The 11505-nt window shown below is 55.8% G+C and carries 10 protein-coding genes and 1 pseudogene; 6 read left to right on the top strand and 5 right to left on the bottom strand.

Going from position 1 to position 11505, the window contains the following annotated elements; genetic code table 11:
- Positions 1-102: 102 nt before the first annotated feature.
- Entirely contained in the window at positions 103-948 is an 846-nt protein-coding gene (locus VGE80_RS15550; protein ID WP_440593296.1) for a hypothetical protein, read from the bottom strand.
- 377 nt (positions 949-1325) lie between these two features.
- A complete protein-coding gene (locus tag VGE80_RS15545) occupies positions 1326-1889 on the bottom strand; it encodes a hypothetical protein (protein WP_373651501.1) in 564 nt (187 codons plus the stop codon).
- 492 nt (positions 1890-2381) lie between these two features.
- On the opposite strand from VGE80_RS15545, the gene VGE80_RS15540 reads away from it, so the two are divergent.
- The 5 genes from VGE80_RS15540 to VGE80_RS15520 all read left to right on the top strand — a co-directional run bounded on the left by VGE80_RS15540 (position 2382) and on the right by VGE80_RS15520 (position 6496).
- The gene (locus VGE80_RS15540; RefSeq protein ID WP_397570529.1) at positions 2382-3170 is read left to right on the top strand and encodes a sugar phosphate isomerase/epimerase family protein; all 789 of its coding nucleotides are present in this window, start codon (positions 2382-2384) and stop codon (positions 3168-3170) included.
- Between the two features lie 52 nt (positions 3171-3222).
- A complete protein-coding gene (locus VGE80_RS15535; protein ID WP_373651503.1) occupies positions 3223-3843 on the top strand; it encodes a glycine cleavage system protein R in 621 nt (206 codons plus the stop codon).
- A 76-nt stretch (positions 3844-3919) separates the two neighbouring features.
- Positions 3920-5278 (top strand): DUF711 family protein, encoded by a 1359-nt coding sequence (locus VGE80_RS15530; RefSeq protein ID WP_373651504.1) that lies wholly within the window; start codon positions 3920-3922, stop codon positions 5276-5278.
- Positions 5279-5472: 194 nt separating this feature from the next.
- Positions 5473-5832, top strand: a complete 360-nt coding sequence (gene queF, locus VGE80_RS15525; RefSeq protein WP_440593295.1) for a preQ(1) synthase — start codon at positions 5473-5475, stop codon at positions 5830-5832.
- A gap of 91 nt (positions 5833-5923) precedes the next feature.
- Positions 5924-6496, top strand: coding sequence for a VOC family protein (locus tag VGE80_RS15520; protein WP_373651506.1), 573 nt, complete (start codon positions 5924-5926; stop codon positions 6494-6496).
- A 137-nt stretch (positions 6497-6633) separates the two neighbouring features.
- On the opposite strand, the gene VGE80_RS15515 is transcribed toward VGE80_RS15520, so the two are convergent.
- Together VGE80_RS15515 and VGE80_RS15510 are read right to left on the bottom strand one after the other, a co-directional pair.
- A complete protein-coding gene (locus tag VGE80_RS15515) occupies positions 6634-6798 on the bottom strand; it encodes a hypothetical protein (protein WP_440593294.1) in 165 nt (54 codons plus the stop codon).
- A gap of 149 nt (positions 6799-6947) precedes the next feature.
- Positions 6948-9173: a HEAT repeat domain-containing protein gene (locus VGE80_RS15510; protein ID WP_440593293.1), complete on the bottom strand. Its 2226-nt coding sequence runs from the start codon at positions 9171-9173 to the stop codon at positions 6948-6950.
- Positions 9174-9798: 625 nt separating this feature from the next.
- Between VGE80_RS15510 and VGE80_RS15505 the strand changes: the two genes are divergently transcribed.
- On the top strand, positions 9799-11010 hold the full coding sequence (locus VGE80_RS15505; protein WP_440593292.1) for an iron-containing alcohol dehydrogenase: 1212 nt from the start codon (positions 9799-9801) through the stop codon (positions 11008-11010).
- A 4-nt stretch (positions 11011-11014) separates the two neighbouring features.
- On the opposite strand, the pseudogene VGE80_RS15500 reads toward VGE80_RS15505, so the two are convergent.
- Positions 11015-11505, bottom strand: a pseudogene (locus VGE80_RS15500) (hypothetical protein); the annotation flags it as partial.

Raw genomic sequence — 11505 nt, 5'->3', positions numbered from 1 at the left:
TTTGAAGGTCTCTGTGCGCAAATTGGAAGTGGCTTAGGCTTCAAGATGAAACAGACGGTTCCTCGTTGCCCGGTCCACTCGATTTCCACTCGCGAATTCCCTTTAACGGAGCTGGGGGATCGTTGCGTCCGTCCAGTTGGCAGAATGCTGCAGTGCACGATCTGAGGTCGGTGTGGTCTCGGCAGATTCCTCGGACTCATCCACGTCCGATTCCTCTTCCTCGTCGTCCGAATCCCATCCACCGACGGGAGGCAGCATCTCGTCCGACTCGTCCACGGTTCGAACCAGCCTTGGCTGCGACTGACTGCCAACCCTGCGAGCCGTCTGGGATGCAGGGACCACCTTCACAATCTGTGACACTTCAAGCTGACGGTCGTCGGCTGTACTGAAATTCAGGTGCAGTACCAGACTGTTGTGCTTTGGTCGAGTCTGAAGCGGCAAGGTGAACTGGTACCCCGAACTTGTGAGACCTCGGGTCCAGTGTTCACGACATTCGTCAGCAGAAAAGTTCCAATACCCAATTTCCTGTTGGGAAGAGGGCGCCTGGGGATCAGAGAGTCGAAATTCGACATCGCCGGGAACTTTGAGAATGTCACCCTCGACGTCAACAGGTACGAACTGAATGACAACGGCGTCGTCACCCGGTTGATCGTCCTTATTCAACCCGCCACTTGCCAGCGAATGAATATGGACTCGATCTATTCTGGCAGCGAGTGAGGTCAGGGGCTTCGTATCCCCTTCCTTAGGAGTGAGCTCGGCCTGGAGCCGCTCCGCTTCCAGCAGAGCTCGCTTTAACTCCGCCCGTGTACGGGCGATTTCGTTCTCCGATTCCGCTAACTGAATTGCCTGCTCGCGGATGCGAGCCTGCAGCAGGTCAGTGTCCACTTTGCCTGCACAGCCGCAAGAGGCCAGGCAAGCGAATATCAATGCCAGCATTCCGCGTTTCATTTCGCCATCCATGGCAAATCGGTCTGACGGCGAGCCACACGGCCCGCACGCGAGCGAGAAGCTATCGGCAATCGCAAAATCTGACAACGGCAGGTTTTGCCTGTCGAACGGCAATCACGACAATTCCATGAAGTCCTGGTCGATAGTTCGTCACCAATCAGGAAACGCTTAAGAGAATTCCTGATGTATCGGAGCGACAGAACATTCTTTTAATAGTCATTACCGGTCGTTACCGGGTCGTTGAGGCGCCTGTCGTAGCAGATGGGCATCGTCGGTCGGGAGATTTTGTGTGGAGCAGGCCGCATCAAGAAGTTCGTCACCGCGAGCATGCGACAGAGATGCACTCGATCGAAGCTGAGTCGATTCGACCAGAGCGGCTATTGAGAAAAACGACGGTTCAGCGTTCTGAGCATGGCCTGCTCAAGATCTTCGTCACGCCCTTTGTTGATCCATCCAGAGGGGGTTGCCTGTCCCACGACCGGATTCAGGTCACGCTGCAGTGCACTGTTGTCGAGAAAAGTCGCACCCCCGGCGAAATTGGCTGCCTTTGATACGTCTTCCAGTTCCTTGACCGCCTCAATGCCGACCAGATACCCACCAGGCGCGGGGGTAAAACGGACAAAGGCTTTACGGCGAATCGACTGCAGGCTGCTTTCCCATCGGTTTTCTGCCCCGACAGTGTCCGGATGCCACGGTTCCAGCATGCTGGCACCCGTCTTGTAACGGGTCTCGATGACGCCCCCCAGCTTATTTTCCCGTTCAATTTCGAAAAGATAGTCGTGGACGACATCCACCGTCCGTTCCCACGCCTCTTCCGGATTGTTCGCCCGCACAAAAACGGGGTTCGCGATTGGCGGACCTTTTGCGTCAAGCGACACACAACCGCAAAGGGCAGTGGTCGCCAAAGCAATCAATCCGACAGGAATCAGTCGCTTTAACATTCGAACACGGTTACTGGGTTGATGATTTGGCATCGTGAGGGGGCTGCGCGAGGAATGTGGCAGGAAATCCATTTTTGCTCAAGACCGGTTTCAACTGGCATTGACTCGAGGAAACCCCCAACAATTGATAATCCATGTTCCGGGACGCGGTATTACGACAAACTGACGAGCCTGGGGGGAGTGCGAGGTTTTTGAATCAAAGTTTCTCTGCCAAAAGTTTCCCGGTTATCGCATCGTATTTTCCCCACGTGTGACAAATCACATGCGAATTCTCGAAATGTCTTCGCTGAGGGGATCGCATCCGCGGAGACTTCCTGTTTGGGGAAGAGTTCCGAATTGTTCCCATCCTGATTCTTACGGAGGCTGTTCCGATTACGAACAATCTGTGCCAACCCACACGGACTCGTCAGGGGCGAGTTCGTGGGCAAATTGCCGTTACTTGTTAAACTATATCGGCACACGAAACTCTCATTTTAAAGCTACTCGATCACTATGCGCCAATTTCGACTTGCTGTTGGGACACGCTGTTTTGCTGAACCGCTTCTTGAATCGATCAAGACGGCGGCCGAGTTGAATGTGAAAGGGGTGCAGTTCGATCTCCGCTACGAGCTGCGAGCATCCGAAATTACGTCAACCGGACGCCGTGATCTGCTGCATCAGATCAGCGAATACGGTCTTATCGTGTCCGGGGCCGTCTTTCCCCTGAATTATCCCCTGTTTGAACAGGACAAGCTCGACGTTCGAATTGCAGCAATCCGCGATGCAATGAAATTTGCTTATTCATTGAATTCGACTGTGCTCTGTTTGCGTGTCGGGCGAATTCCGGAAGAGGCGGAATCGAAAGATCGACAACTTCTGGTTGAAGTGCTGAGTGATCTGGCCCGCCATTCAACTCATATTGGCACCACCCTTGCCATCACACCGACGAACGATTCGGCAGAGACCCTGCTGAAGTTGGTGCAAGAGATCAAGACGGGATTGATCGGCATCGATTTCGACCCCGCTCACTTTGCCATGACTCGTCGTCCGGTTGCAGAATCGCTGCGCATTCTGCACGAACACGTCGTTCATGTGCAGCTGCGGGACGGAGATTCCGGAATGCGCGGGGGTGAAGAACGGGCTGTCGGGCGGGGGAACGTTGACTGGATTGAAGTCTTTGCGTTGCTGAGTGAAATGGACTATCGAGGTTGGTTGACCGCCATCCGAACCGAGGGGGACGATCGCGCCTCTGACATCCGTCGCGGCCTGGGGCTTATCCGACAGAGTCTGCTGGGTGGCTAAGACTGGTTCCGATTGAGAAAATGACCTCATCGCCTTTGCGTTGAAAGTAACTATGTCGAAGCTTTACATCATGACGGTGGTTGCTGCAAATCGGACTGGCATCCTTGCAGCCCTGGCGAACGCACTTGATGAGCTGGGCGGCAACTTGCGTGACGTCAGTCAGGCGGTCATCCAGAAATTCTTTGCCATGATCATGGCGGCTGAGTTTGCCGACGACCAGGACCCCGAGGTGATTGTTGAGCACATACGTGCGGTCTGTCGGGCGTTCGGTGCTGATGTGACTCTGCGCGATCCTGAAAAGGACATGGGCTTCGACGGAGCTACCGAGCCAACGCCAAAGGAACGCTACGTTTTAACCCTTGCCGGGCCTGATCGGCCAGGTGTCCTGCGGTTTCTGGCACATCGGCTCGCCCTGGATGGAATTGATCTGGTCGATCTGCAGGGGCGGCTGGAATGTCGTGACAAAGAATCACAAGCCAAAATGTTCCTGGCAGCGATGGAACTGTCGGTACCTCCAGGTGTTGACGCGCTGCAATTATGTGAAGAGCTCCGCAATGAATTTCAGGCGGATGGTATCACTGTTTCATTGCAGCATCGTCGAGTGATCGCCGCACTGGCGCATCCAGAACCAGTTGGCTTCAACACGGTCGTTTCCAACGCGGTCGTCCCGTGACGTTCGCCCACGATGTTCGGATGGGAAACGTTTCCCGAATTCGTCACCAACTCAATCCACTCCGCAGAGTTCCACTATGGATCAATTAACAGGGTTCTTTTCAGCCCTGCAACAGTTGCGACAGTTGCCGCTGGATGTGCGCACGGTCACACTGGGTATCAATATCTCGGATTGCGCGGATCGCAATTTCCATAAGCTGTGCGAAGGGATCTATCATCGGATCATTTCAAAAGCAGGGCGGCTGAATGCCGTCTGCTCGGAAGTCGCCGCGCTGACCGGGGTTCCGGTCCTACAGCGTCGATTGTGTGTCACCCCGATCGACCGGGTTGCGCAGGGATTTAATGCGTCGGACTTCGTCAACATCGCCAAGACACTGGATGGCGCCGCGGCCAACGTTCACGCTGATCGAATCGGGGGATATGCCGCGGATGTCCAGCACGGGATGACGCAGAGTGCCCGGCAGTTGATTACAAGCCTGCCGGAAGCACTGACCCACACCGAGCGTTTGCGTGCAGCCGTTCATGTCGGCTCGACCGAGAATGGTGTGAACATGGACGCGATCTCGCTGGTGGCCGAAACTCTGCTGCAAGCGGCAGAGGCGACGCGCGATCGTAATGGTGACGCAGCCGCAAAACTTGCGGTGCTCGCGAACGACTCGACGGGGCACCCTCATCTGACCGGAGCCTGCCTCGGCGACGGCTGGGGTGACCTGGTCGTCCATGTCGGAGTCGGGGCCGCAGCGATCATCCGTCATGCTTTGGAGCAGCGGCTGCTTGAGAATCCGAATTCCCGGCTGGATGAGTTTGCTTCGGTCATTCAGACGGCCGTGTTTCAGGCGACCCGAACGGCGGAACTCGTTGGCCGTGAGATTGCCAGCCGGCTGGGGGCGGATTTCGGCAGTATCGACGTCACATTAGCGCCCACTCACCGTCCCGGAGACAGCGTTGTCGATTTACTGCCTCTGCTGGGAATCAAACGCGTCGGTGCTCCCGGGACGGCCACAGCCCTTTCGATGATTCTCAGCGCCATGCGTGCAGGTTCGGCTTTCGCTTCCTGTTCTGCAGGGTCTTACTCCAGAATCATGCTGTCTGTCCTGGAAGACGAATCGCTGGCTGCCGCAACTCAGTCAGGGACGCTGACTTTCGACCAGTTATGCATGGCCGCGAATTCGGGTGCCAACGGCCTGGATCTGATTTGTCTTCCGGGAGATACCGACGTTGCCACACTGGCGGCGATTATCTCGGATCAGGTCTCCTTTGCTGTGCTTAACAGGCGTCCTGCAGCGGTACGGCTGATCGTCGTTCCTGGGAAGGAAGCCGGTGAACTGGTTTCCTACAATCGAATGAAGGGAAGCACCGTGATTCTGCCGGTTCGAGGAGCGGGGCTGTCCCATCGATTCATCGAACATGGTGGACGGTTGCCCCCGATCCGCTGACGCTTCAAAACTTTGCTTTGTATCCCATTGAGGGATTGGGAAACGCGTCGGCGTCACTACAATCCCATCAAGATCTGTTCCGCCGGCGGATTGGCTGCGACGACCATTCATTGTCGTTGCCAACCCTGTTGCCTTCCAGCACGATCCGGCGTTTCGAACACGCCATGACCCATTACTGAAATTGAGACTGCAATATGCCTTTCCGTGACATGCTCGAGACTTTCCCCAATCCCTACCCGACACGGGACTACTCCATCGAGACGATCTGTCCTGAATTCACCTCGCTGTGTCCCAAGACCGGCCAGCCTGACTTCGGCGTGCTGACTTTAACGTACGTACCGGACCAGCTCTGTTACGAACTGAAGTCGCTGAAGCTCTATCTCCAGCAGTTTCGCAATCACGGGGCGTTCTATGAAGCGGTGACAAACGAGATTCTGGACGATCTGGTCGCCGTGACAAAACCTCGATCCATGACGCTGGTGGGGGCTTATACTCCCCGCGGCGGAATTCGCACCAACGTCACGGTGACCTATCAGGCTCCCGGGAACAAATAACCCGATTCAGTTGCTTGCCGGCGAACTCGCAATTACCGTAACGGCCGTTACTGGAACCTGGTCCTGTTTCCATCAGACTCGAGAGGCTTCTATGAATCGCCGAAATACATGGTTTCGCGTCGTTTGCTTGACCGGTGTTGCTCTTACGGCCTTTGCGCTGGGGGGATTTGCCAATCAGAAGGGGCAGCGAGATTCGAACTTCGCCAGCCAGACGATTGATCTGGGGATGGTGGTCAGTGACCTCGATAAGTCGCTGAAGTTCTACAAGGATGTTCTCGGTTTCACTGAAGTCCCTGGCTTCAAGGTTCCCGGCGCGTTTGGACTCGATACTGGCCTGTCGAATAACATTGATCTGGACGTCCATGTGCTGGTGCTGGGCGAGGGGGAAACAGCGACGAAATTGAAGCTGATGCAGTTCAAGTCGACGCCAGGGGCCCGCGTGGACAACACGTTTATTCACTCGTCGTACGGTTTCCGCTACCTGACAATCCCCGTCAAGAATCTCAACCTGGCTGTGGAGAATGCCGCCAAGGGGGGTGGCAAGCCGATTGCAAAATGCCCAGTGCCCCTTCCCGAAGGCTTCCCGGCAGGTTTGGCGCTGGCCAACTATCGTGATCCCGACGGGAATCTGGTCGAACTGGTCGGTCCCTGGTCTAAGAAGTAATCCGGCCTGACGCAAATGCCCGCTCTGGTGTGAGGATCGAGCCGTCGACGATCCGAACATCGTTCAAATCGGTGTGCTGGTCTGGTCTTCGGGAAAATTACTTCAACCGCAAGTCAGATAGGATGCCTGCTGCTCAGTCATGGGTAGCAGGCATTTTTCTTGACGGCGATCAGTTCCCTTTCCAATTCCAGTTCATCAGGAACGATAACGCGCCGGCACTTATTGAAGCCGTCTGTTGAATGTGCAAACATCTCATTGCGCCGGAGTTTTGTCGTTCCTGCGGGCAGCGAAAGCCACCACATGTTGCTTCACCTGGTCAGGTCCGTCGTCACTACGGGCTCGACTGGTTCGACCGCTGCATCAGTTCGGCACAATGCGCTGATTACAGTCAGAATCATTCGCGCCGAGTGATGCACGAGAGCCCTCTGAACTTCGCTGCCGGTTCTCCGTTTCAGTTAGCAACAGGAACCGGAAAGGCCCGCAGCCGCTCGCTGACGATTGTCGGATTGGGACGCAACGACCCGATCACACTGGCGAGCGCCCCCTTCACGTCCGGGTTTTCCGTGTTCTTCCAACCTGCGTGGACATTGATAACTTCATCTTTGGTGAGCATCAGGCCGAACTGCTGGATGTGGTAGGCCAGTTGGTTCGCCGCCGTCTGCCGCACGCCGTCAATCATCTGTGGGTTGACGGCAATGTCTGCAAGGCGTCGCTGCGCAGAGGGGGTTCTGACTCCAGCCAGCCCGATCAGAGCATTGGTGGCGATCGCAGGATTTTCGGTCGCGAGGACCAACTCGTTTTCCACTTGTGACAAATCGAAAATTTTCGAGAGGCTGCCGCTGCCGATCGTTGCCAGCCAGTAGGCCGCGGTACTCATCTGCAGGTCACGCTCTTGTGGCGTCAGCGGATCTGACTTGACGGACTTGATGAACGGGAAGAACTGATCCAGGAAGTCAGACACGGTAGCGGATTCGGCGATGTAGGTTGCAGGTGCCGAGCGAGTGACCAACCGGGTCAGGTCATCCGTCAGGTCGCCGGGCCCGTAAAGGACGATCGGCAACTGAGACGTCCTGGCATCCGCGCGAAAGTTTGACAACGTCTGGGTTAAGTCCCATCGCTGAACATTGACATGGATCAAGACAACTTCGACACCGGTAAGAGTGGAAGCCAATTCAAAGCCCTGACGTCCGGATGCGGCCATATCGGCGGCATATCCACCGCTCGACATGTAGCCCATCACCGCACTGGCACGGTGAACGTCCGAATCGATGACAATGGCTCGAGGTTGATTCACATCCGTCAGAGCCCGGGCGAGGATCCCGACAATTCGATTGGAGCCCGAAAAGCCATGTTTCGGATCGAGCTTCAGGATGGTCGTAGCAGCTGTGAACTGCACCCGTGGATCGGGAGAGTTCAATGCAGCCAGTACGGGCGACTTCGTCCCGTTTCGCGATATCAGTTGCTCTCTCGTCCCCAGTTGTCCCAGGATCTCGAGTGCAGGCACCGCCGTGGATGGACGTTTTGCGTCGAGCGCCTCGGCAAGCACCTGTGCCATCGTCTCTTCACCCGCTGTCAGGCCCAGATACATGGCCGTGCCGGGAGTACTCACTCGTGGTGTATCCCAGCCCTGACGCAAAACTTCGAGCCCCAGGAGTGCGGCAAGATACTGGCGCTGTGGTTCGGGTTGTTCGGGTGACAATGCCAGAGATTGACGTGCGAATCGGGTCGCCACGTAGAGTGATGCCAATTGTGGTGAAATCGCCTTATCGACCACCGTCCCGACAGCGTCACTCCACGTCCACAGATGGACATTGCCGTCATCATCGACGGGAAGAGCCTGAGGAGTGCGGTAATAGAGTCGTGCCAGACGCCGCAGTTCGTTGGCTGCCGTCACCGACGAAAACTGCAGTCCCAATTTCGGGTATGACTTCAGCAACTTCGACAGTGCATTCTTCGCGGAAGTCTGCACGCCTGCGGGTTGCTGTTCATCAAATGCGGGAAACCAGAGATAGGGGATGGCTTCGGGCGATTTGAGATATCCTAATGCGTCGATAATGGCAGCCCGGACTCGTTCGTCCGGGGCATCCATGGCCCCAGTCAAGGCAGGGACGACCTGTGGTCCCATCCGCACCAGTGCCAGCAGCAGCGTGTCCTGCTGATCGACCATCTCCTGAAGCGACATCTGCCGCAAAATCTCGGGAACAACTTGGATTCCCGCATTTCGGAGTTCCGCTGTGGCGAGTGCACGTTCGGTTTCATTAACCGATAATCGCTTGATGAGGGTATCAACAAACGCCGGGTCAGCCGCCTGAAGTCGCGCAGCGGCGTTGAGACGATCGAGCAAGTTCTGTGAGTTCGGCTGCAACTCTTTAAAAAGGGAAAGCTTTACGAAATCACTCGTACCGTACTTGTCACGCAGTTGGATCAGCGTTTCGTTATCGGGTTCAGTGGCTTCAAATTGCTCAAGATAGAGTCGAGCAAGATCAAGCCGGGCCAGATCGGCCGTGAGAACTGCTGCGGCGAACATCTCTTCCGGAGTCGTCGGTTCTTTTAACAGCGGCGAACGTTCGATGGCTGGCTTTGGGGGCGAAGGCTGGGCCCAAAGAGTTGACGCACCGGATAGTACAAAGACCATCCAGGCGACGAGAATTGGTAACATAATCCGAATTCGGGCCATTTGGCAGACTCCGCTTGGGCACTTCGTTTCCGGGCCCAATCCGTTGGGCGTCATTCGCAGTGCTCTCTCTCAAAAGAGACCCTGATCTCATTTACCGAACGTGATCGATTGAGGATGGCCTCGCGATGACGAATCGGATGTATCACGAAACAGAGTAGTCTCGCAATCGAATCGACATCCCGGCAACCACTGCATCGGGAATAAGCGGTACGACTGCTTCCAAATAGCGAGTCGGTGTCTCGTTGTAACCAACACTCCAACTGGAGGAACTTTGACGGTTACATCGTTCTTGACGTGTATACTGATTTTGTCAGTTTAGAGTTCAGTGTACGGTGATCTCTGCCGAACCTGATGTCGATCAAGGGGACGGGACCGCGAAAGATGGTTTCAACGATTTGAGCGTGCACCGGGTGGGGAATCCGTGATGAACAGAGGGGCGCGGCACGGACGGTTCAGGAGCATCGGAGAGGCACAGTATGGCGCCGTTCGTCAGCACTTTGGAGGGGACCACATATAACCGTCACATCATATCCTTCACATCGCGTATCTGGTGCCGATTGCGGTGCCTGATATGATCGAGGCCGCTATCCGAACAATCGAACAGCATTTTGCAGGTGAGCGTTTCATGTCACACCGCGACTACTGGAATTTCTACTCGGCCGGGCGCATCGTTTTTGGATCGGGAATTGTTCGCCGGCTGGCTCAGTTCCTCGAACCCTGGAAGCCAAAACGAATACTGCTTGTTTCGGATGCCATCCTCGCGAAGGTTCAAATTGTCGATCAGGTGAAAGCTCCCCTGGAAGCAGCCGGGATCTCTGTGACGATCTTCGATGGGGGGGAACCTGAGCCCTCATTCAAGACGGCGGATGCGGCGATTGAAGTGGCGCGCGGGGCCAAACCCGATGTGATCGTGGGTGTCGGTGGAGGAAGCAATCTGGATCTCGCCAAAATCGTCGCAACTGTGCTCACGCACGGGGGAAGCTACCGCGACTATTTTGGTTTTGGAAAAGTTCCCGGCCCGATCATTCCGCTGGTCTGCATTCCGACGACAGCAGGGACGGGGAGTGAAGTTTCCCACGCCGCAGTACTGACCGATACTGAGGATCAGACCAAGATCAGTTCGCTCAGCCACTATCTCCGTCCGGTTTTGGCAGTCGTCGATCCAAAGCTGACGTTAACGTGTCCTCCCCGTGCATCAGCCGATAGCGGTATCGATGCCCTGACGCATGCGATCGAAGCTTACACGGCAGTCCACTATCATGAACTGGATGTCCCGGCAGACGAACCCTTTCCCTACGACGGAAAACAGCCTCTTGGTGATTGCCTGGCGGAACGGGCGATTGAACTGGTCGGAAAGCATCTGGTTACCGCCGTCAACGAACCACAAAATCTGGCAGCGCGAGAAGGTATGGCTCTCGCGGCGACATTGGCGGGGCTCGCCTTCTCGAATAACGCTGTGGCTCTCGTCCATGCACTGGAATATCCGATTGGCGGAGCTCTGCATTGTTCTCATGGCGCGGGAAATGGTCTGCTGCTCCCTTATGTGATGCGGTTCAACCTCCCCTCCCGCTTACCTGAATTTGCGCGGATTGCGGAACTCCTGGGGGCTGATACCAAGGGGCTTTCGACGGAAGCGGCAGCGGAACTGGCAATCACTCAAGTGGAAGCGCTGCGAAGTGCCATTGGTATTCCACCCCGGATTCGCGACCTGGGCGGGACGCGCGATCAACTTCCTGTTTTTGCCCGGAAATCGTTTGGAATCAAGCGACTCATGCTGCTGAATGGACGCTGCCCAACAGAACAGGACCTGCTCGAGATTCTTGAGGCCGCTTACTGAGAAACTACGCACGGATTGCCGATCGAACTGCCTCGCCCCGCATTCGCAACATTTCCTCCACGGCGACAGGGTCCGAGCCCTCGGCAAAGACAGTGCAAATCGGCCAACCTGCATCGATCGTTAATGGAACTTGGGGGATATCTGTCACGATGGGGGTCTGCCACGGGTCAATTGACCGAAAGTAGTGGCGAAGTTCCGGGGCGGATATCGACTCTACAGCGTACAAAATCTGTTTCGCGACGATCCTTTGTTGATGGTTCTCGCTCGTACCGTGGTCTCGACCTGACTCAACCCGACCTGATACAGCCTGACACGACACAGGCTGCGGTGACAGCAGCGAACGACCCGACGCAAGTTCAAGCACTTCCACCGATGCTGTGTAACGTGGGTTGATCTCTAACAGCCAGGCGTGCTGAGGATCCTCGATGAAGTCAAAGCCGACCAGGCCATTCAGACCTGAGGTCTGACTGACAATCGTCGTGACAATTTCGGTGA

Origin of the sequence: Schlesneria sp. (assembly GCF_036405755.1) — a bacterium.
Taxonomy (GTDB): Bacteria; Planctomycetota; Planctomycetia; order Planctomycetales; family Planctomycetaceae; genus Schlesneria; species Schlesneria sphaerica.
Note: the sequence above shows the minus strand (reverse complement) of the source record. Positions and strands in the feature narration are given on the sequence as shown.

Coding starts and splice junctions, on each gene's coding strand:
- VGE80_RS15550 (WP_440593296.1), bottom strand. CDS start 948: ATGAAACGCGGAATGCTGGCATTGATATTCGCTTGCCTGGCCTCTTGC.
- VGE80_RS15545 (WP_373651501.1), bottom strand. CDS start 1,889: ATGTTAAAGCGACTGATTCCTGTCGGATTGATTGCTTTGGCGACCACT.
- VGE80_RS15540 (WP_397570529.1), top strand. CDS start 2,382: ATGCGCCAATTTCGACTTGCTGTTGGGACACGCTGTTTTGCTGAACCG.
- VGE80_RS15535 (WP_373651503.1), top strand. CDS start 3,223: ATGTCGAAGCTTTACATCATGACGGTGGTTGCTGCAAATCGGACTGGC.
- VGE80_RS15530 (WP_373651504.1), top strand. CDS start 3,920: ATGGATCAATTAACAGGGTTCTTTTCAGCCCTGCAACAGTTGCGACAG.
- queF (WP_440593295.1), top strand. CDS start 5,473: ATGCCTTTCCGTGACATGCTCGAGACTTTCCCCAATCCCTACCCGACA.
- VGE80_RS15520 (WP_373651506.1), top strand. CDS start 5,924: ATGAATCGCCGAAATACATGGTTTCGCGTCGTTTGCTTGACCGGTGTT.
- VGE80_RS15515 (WP_440593294.1), bottom strand. CDS start 6,798: ATGTGGTGGCTTTCGCTGCCCGCAGGAACGACAAAACTCCGGCGCAAT.
- VGE80_RS15510 (WP_440593293.1), bottom strand. CDS start 9,173: ATGGCCCGAATTCGGATTATGTTACCAATTCTCGTCGCCTGGATGGTC.
- VGE80_RS15505 (WP_440593292.1), top strand. CDS start 9,799: ATGTCACACCGCGACTACTGGAATTTCTACTCGGCCGGGCGCATCGTT.